The sequence below is a fragment of the Nonomuraea roseola genome, assembly GCF_039535395.1.
Lineage (GTDB): Bacteria > Actinomycetota > Actinomycetes > Streptosporangiales > Streptosporangiaceae > Nonomuraea > Nonomuraea roseola.
On sequence record NZ_BAAAXC010000005.1, the window covers coordinates 758,733 to 776,893 of the forward strand.

The following is an 18,161-nucleotide window of genomic DNA, read 5'->3' on the forward strand; positions in this document are numbered from 1 at the left end:
TCAGGCCGTATTGCGGGTGCCGGGCCGGCCAATATAACCTACGTACATGTCTGTAGGTAAAGCTTCCGAGGGTGGCCGTCAGAAGCAGGCGGATCGGCGCGCTCGGACCAAAAGCGCCCTGTTGGAGGCCGCGGCGCGGGGGCTCTCTACGTACGGGTACGCGAACCTGGTGCTGGAGCGGGTGGCCAGCGAGGCGGGATACACGCGCGGTGCGCTGTATCACCTGTTCGCCAACAAGGAGGAGCTGGCGCTGGCGGTGGTGCGCTGGGTCGAGGAGAGCTGGAACGCCGAGGTCGGCAGGCTCGCCGACGACGAGGCCGACCCTGTCGAAGCGCTCCTGTTGATCGCGCGGGGTCACGCCGTCTACTGCCGCCGCGACGTCGCCGGGGTGCTGATGACGCTGCGGATGGAGTTCGCCGGGCAGGATCATCCCGTCGGCCGGGCCATCACGGAGATCGTCGGCGGGTTGCTCGCCGAGTGCGCCGACCGGATCGCCGCAGGACGCGCCAGCGGTGCGATCCCGCCCGGGCCGCCACCCCAGGAGATGGCGGACGCCTACCTCGGCGCCCTCGAGGGCGTCACGATCCCGCTTGCCGGCCACGCGCCCTACGACGTCGAACTCACCGAGAGGGCGGTGCGCGGCATTCTCGGCCTCCCGCCCGTACCCATCACCTTGGAGAACCACGAATGAAGCTGCCGAAGTCCGCGCACACCTCGCGTCCCTGGCTGATCCACGAACTCACCACCGACTTCGCGGTCGAGGACGTGTGGGCGCTGCCGACGCCAGGCGGGCCCGACGACCTCCCCCTGCTGGTGTCGCAGGTCGTCAAGGGCGACTTCCCTGAGGGCGCCCCGCTCGTCGTCCGCCTGCTCTGGGAGGCCCGGTGGAAGATCGGCGCGGTGCTCGGCTGGGACCGGCCGAGCGCCGGTTTTGGCTCCAGGGTGGCCACGCTCAAGGATCGGCTGCCGAGGGCTCTGCGTGACGAACCATCGGGCCCCGACACCAACGACCTCCCCTTCACGTCCCTGTACCTGCTCCAGGACGAATGGGCGGCAGAGATGGCCAACGGGACGGTGCACACGGTCATGCACATCGGCTGGGTCCCGGACGGATCCGGCGGCTACCACGGCCAGATGGCGGTCCTGGTGAAGCCGAACGGACTGTTCGGCGCGGCCTACATGGCCGCGATCAAGCCGTTCCGGTATGCGCTGGTGTACCCGGCGCTGATGCGGACGATCGAGAACACGTGGCGAGCGGGCACCGCCGGCCCGCCACCGCTGCACGCGTAGCCACCGCCCGACCCAGGCCGGCCCGAATCCCCGGGTCGGGGAATCAGCCGCGAACACCCCGCAGGAGAACGGTCGCCCTTCGGCCTGGAAATCACCGAAGGTCTTGCTCCGGTGGCCGCGTGGGTGGTCGGGTCCCCGTTACTTGTCCAGGTGAGGCGGCTCGACCGCACTCGAACCAGGGCATTCCTGCCAACGACCGCCAGGGGCCCGCCCTAGACTCCCGGGCATGAAGACAGAGATCATCTCCGCCCGGGGCGTGCAGGTGGACCTGGGCGGGCGCCCCGTGCTGCGCGGGGTGGACCTCACCGCCGGACCCGGGCAGATCGTCGCCGTCGCCGGCGAGAACGGCGTCGGCAAGTCGACCCTGCTGCGCTGCCTTGCCGGGCTGCACAACCCATCCGCCGGCCACGTCGAGGTGCTGGACGCGCCCCCGGCCGACACGGCGGGCTTCTGGCGCGAGGTGGCGCTGACCGGTGACGAACCGGCCTGGTATCCGGGGATGAGCGTGCGCGAACATCTGGAACTGGCGGTGTCGGTGCATGACGGCGGACGCCTGGGCGTGGAAGAGGCACTGACGGCCTTCGACCTGCACGAGCGGGCCGACCTGCACCCGCTTGCCCTGTCCACCGGGCAGCGGCAGCGGTTGTCACTGGCCATGGCACTGATCAGGCCCAGCCGGCTGCTGCTGCTGGACGAGCCGGAGCGTGGGCTGGACGCCGCCTTCCGCGCCCGGCTGGCGGGCGTGCTGCGCCGGTACGCCGCCGAAGGCGGCACCGTGATCATGGCCACCCACGACCACGAACTCGCCGACAAGTGTGGCGCACGCCTGGTCACCCTGGAGGCCGTCGCATGAAGGGCTGGCAGGAGCGGTACACGGCGTTGTTCGGCGCCGCGATGCTCATCGCGATCGTCAGCCAGCCGATCGCGTCCGCGCTGGGCTCGCTGGCCCGGCAGGCCGACCCCGCCCGCGCCGGCTCCGGGCTGGCGCTGGTGGCCGTGGCCTACGCGGCCTACCTGACGCTGGCACGGGCGGCCGGCCCGGTGGTGGTGTCAGCCGCCGACGCCTCCTGGCGGCTGCTGTCGCCGCTGCCACGCCGTACCGTCCTCGGCAAAACGACGCTGGCGTTGCTGGCGGTCTCGGTGTTGAGCGGGTTGGTCCTGGGCGTGGCGTTGATCTCGGCGCTCGGCGCCCCCGACCACACCTCTCTACGCCTGGCGGCGGCGCTGGTGCTCGGCGTCGGGGCCGGACTGGGCGGCATGGCGCTGACCGTCCTGGGGCAGGCCTCCCCCGCCTGGGACGAATGGGTGCAGGCGCTGATCGCGTTCACCGTGGTGACGGCCGTCCTGCTGGCCGTGCTCAGTGCCGGCCCCGGACGGCACCTGACCACGGTCCTGGCCGGAGCGCCGGTGGGCCTGGCCGCGGCCGCCGCCGGATGCGCGGCCGCGGTGGCCACGTTCCTGGTACGGCAGGCCTGGACCGCGCTCGACCGCCTACCCGCCCGCGCGATCATCGCCGCCTCCGCCAGGAGCGGCCAGGTCGCGCAGGCGACCGTGATGGTGGATCCCGGCGCGCTGACCTGGGCGGCAGAAGACAATCACTGGCGGGCCCGCACGCTGCGCTCACGACCGTGGCCCGTGCGCGGCGCGTGGGCACTGGCCTGGCAAGAAGTCCGCCGCACCGCCCGCCGGCCGGTCCGGTTCGCGGTGCTGGTCACCTCCTGCGCCCTGCCCTCCCTGGCCGTGACCGCCGGGCTGACCGAAGTGGCCACCGTCCTGGTGGTGGCCGGCGCGCTGGCCGCGGCCGCGTCGGTGACGGCCGGCGCACGGCGCGACGGCGACAATCCCGCGCTGTCACGGCTGCTGGCCGTGGGGCGCCGGACCGCGATGAGCGCACGCGCCCTGCCTCCCGCCCTGCTGGGAGCGGCCTGGCTGAGCGCCGCCCTGGCCGGGATGAGCGCCGCCGGCGCCCTGTCCGCCGGGCCATGGTGGCTGCTCGGGCCCGCGTGCGCACCCGCGCTGGCGGCGGCGGCGCTGCGCGTAGCCGGCCGGCGGCCGGTCGACCACTCCCTGCCCATCATCGACACGCCCGGCGGCGCGATTCCAACCGGGCCGCTGCTGTGGGCGATGACCGGCGTCGACCTCGCCCTGCTCGGCTGCGCGCCCGCCCTCGTCGCCCTCGCCGTACAGCCGGCCGATCTGATCCCCTACCTGGTGGCGCAGGCGCTGACAGGCCTCGGGGTGATCGGCGGATACACCTTGACCGCCACCGGCCACAAGCGGTGACCGGACGCCGGGAGCTCAAGGATCACCCGCCCAGATGCAGACAGGGCACTGCTGTGCGTCACGGCGGCTACTGACGCAGTTCGAAGGACAGGTGCGCGGACAGCGCGCGGAGGAAGTCGGCCGCGTCGAAGATCTCCCCAGCGGAGGCGACCCCGGTCGTCCTGGTCTGACCGGTGAGGATGCGGCGGACCGCCTCCACCGCGAGCGGCGCGCTGACGGCGTAGATGTCCTGGCCGCTCGCCGTGGCGCGCCGTTCCACGCCGCCGGAGCGCACGACGACATCGACGAGGAACGTCTGGTCGGAGCGCCCGCGTTCGTCGGCCGGCGCCGGCGCCGGAGTGTCCGGGGCCGACAGGTCCTCGACCGCTTCGACCGTCATGTACGAGCGCACCTCGGGGATCGCCAGATGGCTGGGGATCGTGACGACGTCGGCCATGCTGAACTCCCCGAAGACGGGCCGCACGCCCATCGGCTCGGGAAACGTCCACTTCAGGGACGGCAGAGCGTCCTGGTGGTACTCCAGCTTCCCGTTGGTGAAGCGGACCCGCCGGCCGTCCCGCCGTTCCCGGGAGACTGTTCCCGCGTCGCGCGTCCCCGCGGTGGGGTGCCAGCTGCTCAGCGCGTACGCGACGTGCGCCTCGTCGGCGGCCGTCCAGTCGCCCATCGCGGCGGTGGCCAGCAGGTCGCCGAGACCGCCGAAGAAGGCCATCGCGGGGACGATCACGGTCCCGGCGGCGTGGGCGCGCTGCGCGAAGTGCGCGAACGTGTCGGCGTTGGCCTCGATCTCGGCCGCCACGTCCACGTACGGGATGCCGGCGCGCAGCGCCGCCTCGATCACCGGGGCGGCCGTCGCGGCGAAGGGCCCCGCGCTGTTGATCACAGCTGCCGTGCCGGCCAGCGCGCGGTCGAGCGACGCCGGATCGTCGACCGACGCGGGCCGGACGTCGAGCCCTGGGAACGACGCCGCCAGCGCTTCCAGCTTCACGGCGTCGCGGCCGGAGACGACCGGGACGAACCCGCGATCCCGCAGCTCCGCCACCACGAAGCGGCCGGTGTGCCCGTACGCGCCGAAGACCGCGACTGCCTGACCCGATTCCATCATTTCCCCCATCGTGCTCAGTTGTTCCACTGCAGAGAGCATGGCGGAGGGAGCCGTTCCGCACGAGTGTCTGGAACGCCATACCCCGTACAATTCCGGACATGAAGACTGTCGCGGTCGCCGTCACGGACGGGATGCTGCATTTCGAACTGTCGGTGGCCTACGAGGTGTTCGGCACCGCACCGGCCGGCATGGTCGGCCCCTGGTACCGCCTCATCGGATGCGGGCCAGGCGTCGTACAGGCCGGCAGGTTCCGGCTGGAGCCCGACTACGGGTTCGACCGGCTGCCGAGCGCCGACGTCGTGATCGTCCCGGCGTGGGCCGATGTCGACGCGGACCCGCCCGGCGACCTCATCGACGCGGTGCGCGCGGCCCACCAGGCGGGTGCGCGCGTGGCAGCCCTCTGCACGGGCGCGTTCGTGCTGGCCGCCGCCGGCCTGCTGGACGGGCGGCGCGCGACCACGCACTGGGCGCACACCGGCGCGCTGGCCACGCGCTATCCCCGGGTGGGGGTCGATCCTGACGTGCTCTACGTGGACAACGGCAGCGTGCTCACCTCGGCAGGCAAGGCCGCCGCAATGGACCTGTGCCTGCACCTCGTCCGCCTCGACCACGGTTCTGCGGTCGCGAACGCGGTCGCGCGCCGGCTGGTCGTGCCGCCGCACCGGGCCGGCGGCCAGGCCCAGTTCGTCACCTCGCCGGTGCCCGCGCAGGAGAACCACCCGCTGGCGGAGCTGTTCCCGTGGGCGATCGAACGGCTGGACCATCCGCTGACCGTGGAGGACCTGGCGCGCCAGGCCGCCATGAGCTCGCGCAACCTGGGCCGCCATTTCAGGTCGGTGGCCGGCACCACCCCGCTGCAATGGCTGCTGACCCAGCGGATCCGCCGCGCCCAGGAACTGCTGGAGACCACCGACGACAGTGTCGAGGCGATCGCGGCAGCCACCGGCATGGGCACCGGCACGACGTTGCGCCGGCACTTCAACCGCACGGTCGGCGTGCCGCCCGACACCTACCGCCGGACCTTCCGCACCTCGCACGCCGAGGGCGGCGGACGGCAGGCCAGTACGTTTCAGGCGTGAACGACAATCGTCGGGCTCGTTCCTGCGCGTCTCCCGCGAAGCCGTCACGGCTCCCCACTCGGGCAGCCGCCTCAACCCTGGTTCGTGGACGCCAGGCCGGGCCGGAGCATTGCTATGTGCCGGGCCGGGCCGGCGGGCGGAGGCGGTGAGCGGGTTCGAGGAGTACCGGTGTAGGACGCTCGACGGCGCACGTCATGCCGCGCCTTCGGAGCGGTGCGTCATACCGTACGGCTCGCTCGCGGCCCGCCCAGCCCCCATGAGATGACCTTGGTGGGCGTGATTCTGATGATCTCTCGAGACAGGCCGGGCAGGGGCGGCTCGTGGTCGGTCAGCGCCGCTGCCTTGCCCCGGATCTCGATGCCCCTGGGCGTCCACGGATCGACCGTCGCAAGGTCGTCCACGACGAACGCGACCGTGCTGCCCTGCAGGACGTTCCGGAACTTCTTCGTCCTGCCCAGCGCGCCCCCGCCGATGACGATCGTGCCGGTGTCGGCATCGAGGAAGAAGTTGGTCGGGTTGTTCTGCACCTGCCCGTCGGGCGAGACGGTGGCCAGCCGCCCGATGTGCTGCGAATCCAGGTAGTCGCGTTCGGCTTGGGTGAAGATCATACGTGTCAGTCCTTCCGTTGCGCCTGTGGTGGCGGCTGCGGCGAGCTTGCCCTTCCATGATCCCAGCGGCCCTGCGCGGCCATCACCCGACGTGAGCACCTACGACTTCCTCGCCTGACCAGCGGCGACGGAATGCGTGAACCTGGTGGGGTGCGTCGTGCCGGCACCGGCCCCTCAAACATCGAGTTCCGAGACAGCCGGCAGAGCGTCCGCTGGCGGACACGGAAGATCGCTCATTCGTGGACTGGGGCGGCGGCTTCCAGGCCGGTGATGCTGCCCGACATGATCGTCCGCACGTGCCCCGTGATGTGCTCCGCCGGCCAGTCCCACCAGGCCAGTGCCAGCAGCCGGGCGACGTCCTCGTCGCTGTAGCGGGTGCGGATGAGACGGGCCGGGTTGCCGCCGACGATGCCGTAGTCGGGGACGTCGTCGACGACGACGGAACCGGAGGCGATGACCGCTCCGTGGCCGATGCGGACGCCGGGCATCACCACGGACCGATAACCGAGCCAGACGTCGTTGCCCACCACGGTGTCACCCCGTCCTGGCAGGCCGGTGATGAGGTCGAAGTGCTCGGCCCAGGAACCGCCCATGATGGGGAAGGGGAACGTCGAGGGGCCATCCATGCGGTGGTTGGCGCCGTTCATGATGAACCGCACGCCCTCGCCCAACGCGCAGAACTTCCCGATGACCAGTCTCTCCGGCCCGTAGTGGTACAGCACGTTACGGGTCTCGAAGGCGGTCGGATCATCAGGATCGTCGTAGTAGGAGAACTCCCCGACCTCGATCAGCGGCGAGGTGATCAGGGGCTTCAGCAGCACCAGACGCGGCTGTTCGGGCATGGGATGCACGACGGTCGGGTCGGCGGGAACAGCTGACATCACGAATCGTTTCCTTCCTGAAGCTGTCTGCGGCCTGGAAGACGTCAGGCCTTGGCGCGGGACGCCGGAGTCGCGTGCACGGCCGGATGGCCGCCCTGCCGGCGCCGACACGGCAGGCGATCGTGGCTGACGACCGGCCGGTCCCGCGGCCCGAGCGGCTGCTTTCCTCGGCCTGTTCGACCGTGGCCGGCACACGATGCCGGCTGGCCGGCCGTCCACCGGACAGCAGCAGCGTCTCGCCCCCTGTCCACTAATGCGACAGCTGCTACATTAAGATCCTGCCACGACACCGTTCACTGAGCAAACCGGATGACCAGCGATGACCACCCCAGCACCACGACCGGAGGACACCCGGCCGACGCCACCGACCCGACGCCGCCCCGGCGGCCGTACTGCCCGTATTCGTGCGCAGGTGCTTGACGCGGTGCGCGAGGAGCTCGGTGAGCGCGGATACGACGAGCTCACCCTGGAGGCGGTCGCGGCCCGTGCGGGTGTGCATCGCGCAACGGTGTACCGGCGCTGGCGAGATGTCGGCGGCCTGCTCGCCGACCTGTTCGAGGCGACGAGTGACGATGACTGGCAGCCCCAGGACACCGGCTCCCTGCACGGCGACCTGGCGGCGCTGAACCACGAGAACCAGGCGGCCCTGACCGCGCGGCCGTCGATCGCCACGGCCCTGATCGCCGCCTCGTTCCGCTCCGAAGAAGCCGCCCTCGGCGTGCGGCGACTCTGGGAGGACCGCTACGCCCGCTGTGAGGTCATCGTCAGCCGAGCCGTTCGCCGCGGCGAACTCCCTCCGGACACCGACGCGCGGCGACTCCTCATCGCCGCCACCGCGCCGCTGTACCACCAGTTGGTACTTCTCCGTACGCCAGCCGACCCGGACCTTCCCGACGAGGCGGCCAGGACCGCCGTCCTCGCCGCCTCCGCCGGCGCCTTCGTCAAGTCACCGCCGGTCGGCGACGCCTGAGGTTGCGATGCAACCTCTGAACTTTGCCTTTGCCCTGTTTGGTGTCGATGGCGATCTATTACGCGTTCGCCTGCCCGACGGAGTCGCGGCGAGGAGTTGTTCGAGCTGACCGACGCGGTGCTGTGCGCGGATGGGCCGGTCCAGACGCTGGTCGGGCCGGCACCGGCCCCTGAGCACCGGCGCGGGGCTTTTCACCACGGGCTCGACCACGGTCGACTCAACATCGCACGGGTACGCATGGCCCTGTCCGCGCTGCCGCTGCCGCGGGCCGTCGACGGGCGGCTCGTGCTGGCCGTCGACGTCTCACCATGGCTGCGCCCGACGCGGCCACCGTGCCGAGACGCTCGTTCTGCCACACCTACGGCCGGGGCAAGAACAAGCATCGGATGATCCCGGGGTTGCCGTACTCGATCGTGGCCGCGCTGGAGCCGGGCCGCACTTCCTGGACCGCCCTGCTGGACGCAATCCGCTTGGAACCAGATGCAGATGTCCTGGCGGTCACCGCCGTCCAACTTCGCCAGGTCGTCGAGAGGCTGATCTGCCCGTGCGTGGAGACACCGCACGCCGAGTGCGGCGGACGGGCCGGGGAACCCACCATGAGCGATCACGACAGGGCGCCCCGGCCCGACCCAACACGGCTCCCGCAGTCCCGCGCCTACGGCGCCCCGACAGTGTTGGTGGTCGCGGTATCGCGGGTTCGGCCCTGTGCGCTCAGCACAGAGTCGAGCAGGCCGGGGAACAGTGCGTCGAGGTCCTGTCTGCGCAGCCGTACCAGCCGGGATCGGCCCTGCACAGTCGTCCACGTCACGCCGGCCTCGCGCAGCACCCGGTAGTGGTGCGACAGCGTCGTCTGATGCACGTCGATTTCGGCGCCGATCGCGTTGCAGGAGTCCTCGCCCAGCCGGTCGAGCCGCAGGACGAGGTCCAGCCTCACCGGATCGGCCAGAGCGCGCAGCACCTCGACCAGCCGGATGGCCTCGGTCGCCGGCTGTGACACCTCACGCATCGCCGCCCCCCGTGTTCCGCACAACCCGCACCCTACCAACCCATGGATACATGGACAAGCATCCATATATTGCTTAGGCTTCCGCCCGGTACTTCTGAGGTTCCTCTGGAAAGGCGGCACCACCCGGTGTTGAAACGACTGCTTCCTCTGGCCCTGGCGACCTTCGCCGTCGGCACCGACAGCTACGTCATCGCGGGTCTGCTCCCCGCCATCGCCACCGACCTGCAGGTCTCCACTCCGGCCGCCGGGCAGCTGGTGACGGTGTTCGCCCTGGTGATGGCCCTGTCGGCGCCCGTCATGGGCGCGCTCACCAGTGGACTGGACAGGCGGTCAGCGCTACTGATCGCGTTGAGTGTCTTCGTGGTCGGCAACGCTGTCACCGCCCTGGGCACCAGCTACGAGATAGTGATGATCGCTCGCATCGTCACCGCGGTCGGGGCCGGGATGATCAACTCCGCCGCCTCCAGCACTGCGGGGGCCATCGCACCCCCGGAACGCCGAGGCAGGGCACTGGCCTTCGTGTTGGGCGGCCTCACGTTGGCGACGGCGTTGGGCCTTCCTCTCGGCACGCTGATCGGCCGTACCGACTGGCACATCACCCTGTGGGCCGTCGCCGGGATCGGCCTTGTCGCGATCCTCGGAATCGCCGCCGGCCTGCCCAAGGTGACGCTCCCCGCCGCCTCACTGGGCGACCGGCTGCGCCCGCTCAAGCAGGGCCGGGTCCTCGCGCTGCTGGCCGTCACCACGCTGGTCTTCTTCGGCGCCTACACCCTCTACACCTACATCGGCCCGGCCCTACAGGATGCGACCGGCGGCTCCGAATCGCTGCTCACCGTCATCCTGCTGGCCTGGGGAATCGGCATCCTGACCGGAAACGTCATCGCCGGACGGCTGGTCGACCGGCACGACCCCGCGCACGTGTTGACCGGACCCCTCGCCATCGCCGCCGTCGCCCTTGCCCTCACTTCGGTGGCGACCGCCACGCTCGTGTCCACCCTGGCATGGGCCGCGATCTGGGGTGCGGCCCTGGGCGTCATCGTCGTGCCCCAGCAACACCGACTCATCGCCCTCAGTCCGGCCGCAGCACCGGTTCTGCTCGGCCTCAACTCCTCGGCCATCTACGTCGGGATAGCCCTCGGCGGCGGCCTGGGCGGACTGGCCCAGGAGTGGTTCGCCATCGTGCCCACCGCGCTGGGGCTGCCGGCCGCCGGTGTCACGACCCTGGCGCTGCTCTACCACCTGACGACCGCACGCCACCGTGCGCCCGCAGCACCTCTGCCGACCCCCTCCACCCCGGAGCAGGCCGAGGCGTAACGCCCCTGTTGGGGCCCGCTACGAGCCCCGGAGCCGTGGCCGGTTCGGGGCTCGAACGCTACCGGTCTTCACAACACATGTAGGCCGGCCAGGCGCCACCGTGCTCAGCACGAACAAACGGCCCGTTCTTGCCATGGAAGATCTTGCGGGCTCGGCCTGGCCAGGTGCGAGGGCGGCCGACTCCCTGTGGTTCGCGCACCGTTGGGCGCATCCGCCCTGGTCGGGTGGGGTTATCCCTACCGCGTGCAGGCCTGCTGGCATGATCGCCCCGAAAAAGCCAGACATATAGCTTCATAACGTCACAAACAACCGATGAAGGGGCTTCACCCGTGTCTGGCACCACCTCGTTCCGCCGTATCGTCTCCCGCTCCGCCGTCGTCGCGCTGGCCGGCGCGGCCTGCCTCGCGGTCACCGCCGGGAGCGCCGGAGCGATCATCAACGGCTCCAAGCCCACCGAGTCCTACCCCTTCATGGCGACCATCCCGACCACGGCCCCTCTCATGGGCCTCATGGACGGCAACTGCGGCGCGGCCCTGATCAACCCGCAGTGGGTCGTGACCGCGGCGCACTGCCTCGACATGGAGATCGGCTCGATCCCGGAGGGGACGGTGCGCGTCGGCAGCGACAAGCGGAAGTCCGGCGGAACCGTCCGCAAGATCGCGCAGGCGTTCCTGCACCCGGACTACGCCCAGCACTCGCCGAACAAGAACGACATCGCGCTGGTCCGCCTGGACCGCCCGGTCAGCATCACGCCCATCAAGATCGCCGACCAGGCGGGCAAGCCCGGCACGCCGACCCGGATCATCGGCTTCGGCATCACCAAGTTCAGCACCAATCCGGCTGACTGGAAGATGGCCAAGGAACTGCGCCAGCTCGACACCCGCCGCGGCGCGGTCTCCGAGTGCGGCCCCGGCTTCGCCGATGACACCCGCCTGTGCACGGTCAGCCAGAAGCCCAAGGCCATGGCCTGCAACGGCGACTCCGGCGGCCCCCAGATCCAGCGCGGCCGCGGCGGACGCTGGGAGCTGATCGGCGTCACCTCCGGCCCCGGCGCCAAGAGCCCCTCCTGCGAGCAGGGTCCCGGCCTCTACACCAACGTGCCCGCCTACAGCGAATGGATCAACAAGACCATCCGCGCGAACAGCTGAGTCGCGGCCCGGCAGGCCAGGAGACGGACCGGGCCTGCCCACGGGTGGCCCACGAGGTGCGGGTCCGGCTTGGAGGGCGAGGTCTGCCCTCCCGGCCGGGCGTTCCCGCGCGCACCATGGCGAGGCGACGAAATGCGCGTCTCCCCGCCTCATCAGCGGTATGACGCCATGGCATCCGCACCCTGCATCCATCGTTGTCTGGGGTTGTCAAGCGAACGTGCTGGTCAGCCGCATGGGCCGTGAAGCCATGTCAGGCAAGTAACCCCAGCATGCCGAGCATGACCATGCCCGGCTCGAAGGCACGGAGCGAGTGGGAAGCGGTTGATCAGCGGTGGGCCGTTGCGATGAGGCGTCGCAGTGCGGCGTGGGCGGGTGGGCCCCACGTGGCCTTGCCTCCTGGGCGGCCGCGGACGCCGGCTTCTCCGATATGGATGCCGCCGAGAGCGCGGCGTACCGCCCATCCGCGTGCGCGGCGCAGGGTCGCGGCGTCCGGGGCCGGCCGGTAGGCGTCATAAAAGCGGTCGGCGGCGCCGTCCGGCAGCAGGTTCCAGGCGGCGGCGAGGTCGCCGGCCGGATCGCCGGCGAAGAGGTCTCCGAAGTCGATCACGCCGCAGATGGTGCCGTCCTCGGTGAGGACGTTGGCCGGATGCAGGTCGCCGTGGAGCCAAAGCGCCGGGCCCGTCCAGTCAGGCGCGGCGGCGGCGTCGTCCCAGACCGCGCGGACGGCGTCTGGGTCGGGGATCAGCCCCATCTCGGTGGCCGAGGCGAGCCCCTTGACGAACCCCTCGGAGTAGTCGGCCAGCGACCCTCCGCGGTCCCGCCCTGCGGGAGCCTGTTCGGGGGCGGGTTGGTGCAAAGCCGTCAGGAAACCGGCCAGGGCGTCGGCAGCCTCCGCGGCGCGCGTGACGGGGGCGCGGTCGGCAGGCTCGCCCGGCACCCAGGTGGTGACGATCCAAGGTCGTGGAAACAGAGCGGAGGGCTCGCCGAGGCGCTGCGGGACGGGAACCGGCAGAGGAAGGCGCGGGGCGAGAGCGGGCAGCCAGGTGTGCTCCTTTCGCAGCAGCGCGTCTGCGTCCTGCGTCGCCCAGGGCAACCGGACGGCGAGGTCGTCGCCGAGCCGCCACAGCTGGTTGTCCCAGCCACGCGCGCCGAGCCGCACAGGGTAATCGGCCAGGTCGGGGTGCTGGTCACGCAGCAAATCCCGCACCAACTCCGCGCTGATCTCGATCTCAGTGTGAGTCATGCGGAGCAACAGTAGCCGGATGGCAGCAGGCCGGCCCCAGCACAGCGGCGCTGTCATTCTGACCGACATTCCCGGCGCAGACCTGCCTGCGGCACAACCCATCACATACGTAGGGCCAACGAACGACTGACATCGCGGTAGTCCGGCGACAGCTTGAACACCAAGCCGCCATACAGGGATCTTCTCGCTTCCACACGTCTCCATCCTGGATGTCCGCGCACCCGCTGACCGTCACCAGATCTCGCGGTCGATCCCCGTCGTGACGATTCGCAGCGCGCTGAACGCCACGGACGGCCGGTCGTGCGAGCTGATCCCGCCGTACGACGGCATCGGCACCTTCGGAAGCACCCGGTCCTGTGCGCCCAGAGCGTCCGAGACGGCACGATCCGTCGTGTCGGTGATCTTCATGGCCAGCGATGGTAGGGGACGCCGCCGACGGCCGCGCGGCACCGGCAGCCAGCCGGTAGGCGTCGCTCGGCCAGCCGGGACGACGTCGAGGCGTGAACCATGGCCCACAGGCCACGCCTCAGGCGCCCGCCACCGCACGTTCCGCCGCCGTGATGGCGTTGCGGAACAGCATCGCGACCGTGGTGGGCCCCACCCCGCCCACGCGCGGCGTGATCGCGCCCGCCACGCTCTCGACCGACTCGTCCACGTCCGGCAGCAGGCGGCGGCCCTCGTAGCGGACCCCGCCGCCGACCACGACCGCGCCCGGCTTGACGTGCTCGGGCTGGATGATGCCCGGCACGCCCGCCGCGGCGATGAGGATGTCGGCTCGCTGGGTGTAGCGCGCCCAGTCGGGCACACCGGTGTGGACCACGGTGACGGCGGCGTTGGCCGTCGGGCGCTTCTGGCTGAGCAGCATGGCCAGGGGCCGTCCGAGGGTGGCGCCGCGGCCGAGGATGACGACCTCGCGCCCGGACACCGGAATGTCGTAGTACGCGAGCAGGGCCTCGATGCCCGCCGGCGTGCACGGCAACGGGCCCGGCATGCCGAGGGCCAGGCGGCCCATGTTGAGCGGGTGCATCCCGTCGACGTCCTTGTCCGGGTCCATGGCCTGGAGCGCGGCGTCGTAGTCGAGGTGCCCTGGCACCGGGTACTGCACCAGCAGCCCATGCACCGCCGGGTCGTCGTTGTGGGCGGCGATGGCGGCGTGCAGGTCGGCCTGGGTGGCGTCGGCGGGCAGGTGCGTGTGCGGCGAGTCGAAGCCGAGCTCGGCGGCCTGACGCTGCTTGATGCGGATGTATCCGGCGCTGGCGTCGTCGTCGCCGACGAGGATGGTGGCCAGGGACGGGGTGACGCCCTTCTCTGTCAGTACGGCGGCGCGGGCGGCCACGTCGTTGAGTACGCTCTCGGCGACCGGACCGCCGGGCAGCAGGCGTGTGCTGGACATACGTCTCCTCGAGGAGTGGTCGCCCAGGCGGTCGGCTTCCACGACGAGCTCCCCGATGGTCGATTCCATCCTCTTGCCGCCAGTCGCGCTCCCTCTAGGATGCCCGGCATTCGAAGATGCCGCGACCCCCACCTCCGTGTGCGGAGCCCCCGCGCCGCCGGCCCTGGGCATCGGCCGACGCGGGTTGGCCCCGTAATCGAGCAGCGTTCATCTAGGCGGCGTCCCACACGCCGGTGGGGGCGAGCTCGGCCACCCAGTCCGCGAAGTCGCGGGGCTTGCGGTCCAGGGCACGCTCGACGCCGTCGGCCAGCGAGCTGTTCCGGCCGTCGAAGAACTCGGAGATGAGCGTGGCCAGCGGCTCGGCGAACTCGCGCGGGGCGCCGTCGTTGACGACTGTGTCGGCGAACTGGTCCCGGGTGATCGGCACGTAGCGGAGCTCGCGGCCCGTCGCCCGGGCGATCTCCCCGACGCCTTCGGCGAAGGTCCACAGGCGGGGGCCCGTCAGCTCGTAGCGCTCCCCCACGTGGCCGTCCTCGGTGAGGGCCGCCACCGCGACGTCGGCGATGTCGTTGGCGTCGATGAACGGGTCGGCGTTGTCGCCGGCGGGCAGAGCCAGCACGCCGTGGCGCAGCGGCTCGAGAAACACGCCCTCGTCGAAGTTCTGGTTGAACGAGGCCGGGGCGACGATGGTCCACTCCACCGGGAGGCTCGTCACGGCGTCCTCGCACCGGGCGGCCTCGTCCTGGTTGCGGGCGGACAGGAGGACCAGGCGCTCGACGCCGGCGTCGACCGCCAGCCGGGCCACGGCGGCGATGGCGTCGCCGGCGCCGGGCCACTCGACCTCGGGGTAGTACATCAGGTAGGCCGACTTGACGCCGGCGACGGCGCCGGCCCAGGTTGAGGGGTCCTCCCAGTCGAACGGGGGCTCCCCGGTGCGGGAGCCGACCCGCACGTTCACGCCTCGCTCGATCAGCCTCTGCGTCACCCTGCGGCCGACCCGGCCGGTACCACCGAGGACCAACGTCGTGTGCTCGTTTGTAGTCATGGCTACAGCCTGGATGGCACCATCTGGATGGTCCATGGCTGAGATGCCGGAATGCATATCCGATCGTCTACTCTTGAGCGGGTGGACGCACTCGCAGGGTTGCTCGAGGGGCCGCGGGCCAGCGGCGCCTTCCTCCTCCGCATCGTGCTGGACCCCCCATGGTCGATCCGGGTCCAGGACGGCTCGCCGCTGTGCCTCGCCGTTATGCTCAGCGGCGAAGCGTGCTTCGAGCCCGACCACGGCGAGCCGGTGCGGCTGCGCCCGGGTGACGTCGCCATCGTCCGTGGGCCGGACCCCTACGTGATGAGCGACGACAGGGCGACCCCGCCGCAGGTCATCGTGCACCCCGGCCAGCAGTGCGTCACGCCCGAGGGCGTCGAGCTGCGCGAGCGGATGGCGCTGGGGGTGCGCACGTGGGGCAGCAACCCCGACGGGTCGGTGCAGCTGCTGCTCGGCGTGTACGAGGAGGTCGGCGCCGTCGGCCAGCGCCTGCTCGACGTGCTGCCGCCGCTGCTGGTCGTGTCCGAAGACACGTGGGACTCGACGCTCATCCCGGTGCTGGCCGGCGAGGTCACCAAACAGGGGGCGGCCCAGGGCGTGATGCTCGACCGCCTGCTCGACCTGCTGCTCATCTCGGTGCTGCGGGTGTGGTTCGACCGGCCCGAGACCGAGGCCCCGGCCTGGTACCGGGCCTACACCCACCCGGTGGCCGGCGAGGCGCTGCGCCTGTTCCACGAGGACCCGGCGAACGACTGGACGCTGGCGCGGGTCGCCGCCGAGGTCGGCGTGTCACGGGCGACGCTGGCCGAGTGCTTCCGCAACACCGTCGGCACGCCGCCGATGACCTACCTGACCGAGTGGCGCCTGGCCCTGGCCGCCGACCTGCTGCGCCAATCTGACGCCACGCTGAACGCCGTCGCCCGGCAGGTCGGCTACGGCAGCGGGTTCGCCCTCAGCTCGGCGTTCAAGCGGGTGTACGGCATCAGTCCGCAGGAGCATCGCAGCGCCGCGCCGGCGCAGTGAGCACGGTGCGGGAGACGACACCCCGGCGTTCCCCGGAGGAAGCCGCGCTCGGCGTTGAGGAGCACTCCTTCCCACTGACGATCAGGGCCCGGCCGTGAGGTCGTCGGAGCGGCCGGCCTCGAGGCGCGACCAGTGGGCGATGGGGCGTCCGTTGATCCGCGTGACACTGCTGGAGCCGGCCCCCCCACGGTTGTGGCCAGCCGGGAGGCGAGTCCTCCTGCGGCTCCTGACGTCCGTACACGGTGAGGTCCATGAGCGCGTAGCTGTAGTCCATCACCTCTACGCCGCGGCGGGTCGTCCAGTAGGTTTCGAAGACGCGGTCACCGTCCCGTACGTAGCACACGAGGTGCATCATGCCGATGTGGCGTCCGACGAGGAGCGTGTCGAGGGAGTCCTGCGCCGAGTACCACGGCACGTCCCAGCCCATGAAGTCGTGGTAGCGGGCGCTTTCGTCGTACGGCCCCTGGCAGAAGACCGCGTAGGTGATGTCGCGAGAATGAAGGTAGGACAGCTCCGCGACCTGGGTGGCGCACCACGTACAGCCCTCGCACTGCTCGGCCGCGGGGTTCCCGGGGTACCACATGAAGTAGTAGGCGATGAGCTGCCGGCGCCCTTCGAACGCGTCGAGCAGAGTGGTCGGCCCGTTGGGCCCGATCAGCGCGATGCCGGCGTCTACCTCGACCATGGGCAGGCGGCGTCGGGACGCGGCGATCGCGTCGCCTTCCCTGGTGTGCGCCTTCTCCCGAGCCCGCAGCCTGTCCAGCTCGGCCTGGAAGGTGGCCCGGTCGACGGCCGCGGGCAGGCCCGGTGCGTCGGTGGCGCCGGCCGTGGCCGACGGCGGCGAGGCTGACCCTGCCGCGCAGCAGCCGGAGGGCCCGCCGTGGTTCGTTGTTTCCTTCTCCATGGCTGTCTCCTCTCACCGTGGTCATGTCGGTTCTCCCGTCCGCTGAGGCGACAGCCTGGTTCCTCATGCTGTTCCCGCCGGGTCTGCCCCCTCAGTTGCTTCGCTGGCAAAACACAACCGCTATTGTTTTGCAACCGCTTCTAGCCTAGAAAGTGCTGGTACAAGAACACAACCAGTTCGACAATGGAATCGGAGGTGAATCCATGCGGAGGGACGTCCGGTCGAGGTGTCCGGTCAACCTGTCGCTGGAGATCTTCGGCGACCGCTGGACGCTGCTCGTCCTGCGTGACGTGATCTTCGTCGGTTCCCGCCACTTCCGTGAGCTGCTCGCCGGCCCGGAGCGGATCTCCAGCAACATCCTCGCCGACCGGCTCGCCACGCTCGTCGAACACGGCCTGCTCACCAAGAGCGACGACCCCGCCCACAAGCAGAAGACCATCTACTCCCTGACCGAGCAGGCCATCCAGCTGGTCCCGGTCTTCGCCCAGCTCAGCGCATGGGGAATCGAACATCTTGAGGTGGCCGACGAGTTCGCCGCCCGCGCGCGGGTGCTCGTCAGCGGTGGACCCCCACTATGGGAGGCGTACATGGACGAACTACGCGAGACCCACCTCGGATCACAGGCCCGGCACCGGCCACCGCCGGACGGACCGACCGTACGCGCCCGCATGGACACCGCGTACGCCGCGGCGCTCAACAAGTCCACCTGATCGTGCGAGCACCTCGGTCCCTTTCGGCAGGCGCAGACGCCGCCCAGACCTCCGGCGATCGAGGTATGCCTGTCCCCCACTGACCGGCAAGCCAGATCCAGGGCGCGCGGCCCCGCCTCGCGCCCCATGAAACCCTTCCACCGCTGGACGGCGGCGCCGGCC

At 70.9% G+C, this 18,161-nt stretch carries 20 protein-coding genes and 1 riboswitch; of the genes, 11 read left to right on the forward strand and 9 right to left on the reverse strand.

What is annotated here, in order from left to right:
• Positions 1 to 46: 46 nt before the first annotated feature.
• The 4 genes from ABFX55_RS05505 to ABFX55_RS05520 all read left to right on the forward strand — a co-directional run bounded on the left by ABFX55_RS05505 (position 47) and on the right by ABFX55_RS05520 (position 3,573).
• Positions 47 to 691 carry a TetR/AcrR family transcriptional regulator gene (locus tag ABFX55_RS05505; RefSeq protein ID WP_346118204.1) on the forward strand — a complete coding sequence of 215 codons (645 nt, stop codon included), beginning with the start codon at positions 47 to 49 and terminating at the stop codon, positions 689 to 691.
• Positions 688 to 1,290, forward strand: coding sequence for a DUF2867 domain-containing protein (locus tag ABFX55_RS05510; protein ID WP_346118206.1), 603 nt, complete (start codon positions 688 to 690; stop codon positions 1,288 to 1,290). Before ABFX55_RS05505 ends, ABFX55_RS05510 begins: the two co-directional genes overlap by 4 nt.
• 226 nt (positions 1,291 to 1,516) lie before the next feature.
• Positions 1,517 to 2,143, forward strand: coding sequence for a heme ABC exporter ATP-binding protein CcmA (gene ccmA / locus ABFX55_RS05515; RefSeq protein WP_346118208.1), 627 nt, complete (start codon positions 1,517 to 1,519; stop codon positions 2,141 to 2,143).
• Positions 2,140 to 3,573: a DUF6297 family protein gene (locus ABFX55_RS05520; protein WP_346118210.1), complete on the forward strand. Its 1,434-nt coding sequence runs from the start codon at positions 2,140 to 2,142 to the stop codon at positions 3,571 to 3,573. The genes ccmA and ABFX55_RS05520 overlap by 4 nt, the downstream gene beginning before the upstream one ends.
• A gap of 67 nt (positions 3,574 to 3,640) precedes the next feature.
• Here ABFX55_RS05520 and ABFX55_RS05525 read toward each other — a convergent pair whose 3' ends face one another.
• Positions 3,641 to 4,675, reverse strand: a complete 1,035-nt coding sequence (locus ABFX55_RS05525; RefSeq protein ID WP_346118212.1) for a saccharopine dehydrogenase family protein — start codon at positions 4,673 to 4,675, stop codon at positions 3,641 to 3,643.
• Between the two features lie 98 nt (positions 4,676 to 4,773).
• Between ABFX55_RS05525 and ABFX55_RS05530 the strand changes: the two genes are divergently transcribed.
• The gene (locus ABFX55_RS05530; protein ID WP_346118214.1) at positions 4,774 to 5,754 is read left to right on the forward strand and encodes a helix-turn-helix domain-containing protein; all 981 of its coding nucleotides are present in this window, start codon (positions 4,774 to 4,776) and stop codon (positions 5,752 to 5,754) included.
• Between the two features lie 218 nt (positions 5,755 to 5,972).
• On the opposite strand, the gene ABFX55_RS05535 is transcribed toward ABFX55_RS05530, so the two are convergent.
• The gene (locus ABFX55_RS05535; protein WP_346118216.1) at positions 5,973 to 6,362 is read right to left on the reverse strand and encodes a PPOX class F420-dependent oxidoreductase; all 390 of its coding nucleotides are present in this window, start codon (positions 6,360 to 6,362) and stop codon (positions 5,973 to 5,975) included.
• Between the two features lie 233 nt (positions 6,363 to 6,595).
• Positions 6,596 to 7,243 carry a CatB-related O-acetyltransferase gene (locus ABFX55_RS05540; RefSeq protein WP_346118305.1) on the reverse strand — a complete coding sequence of 216 codons (648 nt, stop codon included), beginning with the start codon at positions 7,241 to 7,243 and terminating at the stop codon, positions 6,596 to 6,598.
• Positions 7,244 to 7,655: 412 nt separating this feature from the next.
• On the opposite strand from ABFX55_RS05540, the gene ABFX55_RS05545 reads away from it, so the two are divergent.
• Positions 7,656 to 8,213, forward strand: coding sequence for a TetR/AcrR family transcriptional regulator (locus ABFX55_RS05545; protein ID WP_346118218.1), 558 nt, complete (start codon positions 7,656 to 7,658; stop codon positions 8,211 to 8,213).
• A gap of 117 nt (positions 8,214 to 8,330) precedes the next feature.
• Positions 8,331 to 8,603 carry a transposase gene (locus tag ABFX55_RS05550; protein WP_346118306.1) on the forward strand — a complete coding sequence of 91 codons (273 nt, stop codon included), beginning with the start codon at positions 8,331 to 8,333 and terminating at the stop codon, positions 8,601 to 8,603.
• 265 nt (positions 8,604 to 8,868) lie between these two features.
• Here ABFX55_RS05550 and ABFX55_RS05555 read toward each other — a convergent pair whose 3' ends face one another.
• On the reverse strand, positions 8,869 to 9,219 hold the full coding sequence (locus tag ABFX55_RS05555) for an ArsR/SmtB family transcription factor (RefSeq protein WP_346118219.1): 351 nt from the start codon (positions 9,217 to 9,219) through the stop codon (positions 8,869 to 8,871).
• A 129-nt stretch (positions 9,220 to 9,348) separates the two neighbouring features.
• Between ABFX55_RS05555 and ABFX55_RS05560 the strand changes: the two genes are divergently transcribed.
• Together ABFX55_RS05560 and ABFX55_RS05565 are read left to right on the forward strand one after the other, a co-directional pair.
• Positions 9,349 to 10,533 carry an MFS transporter gene (locus ABFX55_RS05560; RefSeq protein WP_346118221.1) on the forward strand — a complete coding sequence of 395 codons (1,185 nt, stop codon included), beginning with the start codon at positions 9,349 to 9,351 and terminating at the stop codon, positions 10,531 to 10,533.
• Positions 10,534 to 10,862: 329 nt separating this feature from the next.
• Positions 10,863 to 11,681 carry a S1 family peptidase gene (locus tag ABFX55_RS05565; protein ID WP_346118223.1) on the forward strand — a complete coding sequence of 273 codons (819 nt, stop codon included), beginning with the start codon at positions 10,863 to 10,865 and terminating at the stop codon, positions 11,679 to 11,681.
• A 325-nt stretch (positions 11,682 to 12,006) separates the two neighbouring features.
• Here ABFX55_RS05565 and ABFX55_RS05570 read toward each other — a convergent pair whose 3' ends face one another.
• From ABFX55_RS05570 to ABFX55_RS05585, 4 genes are all read right to left on the reverse strand, one after another.
• Complete coding sequence (locus ABFX55_RS05570) at positions 12,007 to 12,924, reverse strand: aminoglycoside phosphotransferase family protein (protein ID WP_346118224.1); 918 nt, start codon at positions 12,922 to 12,924, stop codon at positions 12,007 to 12,009.
• 231 nt (positions 12,925 to 13,155) lie between these two features.
• A complete protein-coding gene (locus tag ABFX55_RS05575) occupies positions 13,156 to 13,332 on the reverse strand; it encodes a hypothetical protein (protein WP_346118226.1) in 177 nt (58 codons plus the stop codon).
• A gap of 118 nt (positions 13,333 to 13,450) precedes the next feature.
• Complete coding sequence (locus ABFX55_RS05580; protein ID WP_346118228.1) at positions 13,451 to 14,317, reverse strand: bifunctional 5,10-methylenetetrahydrofolate dehydrogenase/5,10-methenyltetrahydrofolate cyclohydrolase; 867 nt, start codon at positions 14,315 to 14,317, stop codon at positions 13,451 to 13,453.
• Between the two features lie 14 nt (positions 14,318 to 14,331).
• Positions 14,332 to 14,414, reverse strand: a riboswitch (ZMP/ZTP riboswitch).
• Positions 14,415 to 14,528: 114 nt separating this feature from the next.
• Positions 14,529 to 15,362: a Rossmann-fold NAD(P)-binding domain-containing protein gene (locus ABFX55_RS05585; RefSeq protein WP_346118229.1), complete on the reverse strand. Its 834-nt coding sequence runs from the start codon at positions 15,360 to 15,362 to the stop codon at positions 14,529 to 14,531.
• Between the two features lie 81 nt (positions 15,363 to 15,443).
• On the opposite strand from ABFX55_RS05585, the gene ABFX55_RS05590 reads away from it, so the two are divergent.
• A complete protein-coding gene (locus ABFX55_RS05590; RefSeq protein WP_346118231.1) occupies positions 15,444 to 16,385 on the forward strand; it encodes an AraC family transcriptional regulator in 942 nt (313 codons plus the stop codon).
• Here the strand turns inward: ABFX55_RS05590 and ABFX55_RS05595 are convergent.
• Positions 16,345 to 17,289 carry a DUF899 family protein gene (locus ABFX55_RS05595; protein WP_346118233.1) on the reverse strand — a complete coding sequence of 315 codons (945 nt, stop codon included), beginning with the start codon at positions 17,287 to 17,289 and terminating at the stop codon, positions 16,345 to 16,347. The two genes, ABFX55_RS05590 and ABFX55_RS05595, sit on opposite strands and share 41 nt — an antisense overlap.
• Before the next feature lie 203 nt (positions 17,290 to 17,492).
• On the opposite strand from ABFX55_RS05595, the gene ABFX55_RS05600 reads away from it, so the two are divergent.
• A complete protein-coding gene (locus tag ABFX55_RS05600) occupies positions 17,493 to 17,999 on the forward strand; it encodes a winged helix-turn-helix transcriptional regulator (RefSeq protein ID WP_346118235.1) in 507 nt (168 codons plus the stop codon).
• Positions 18,000 to 18,161: the final 162 nt, after the last annotated feature.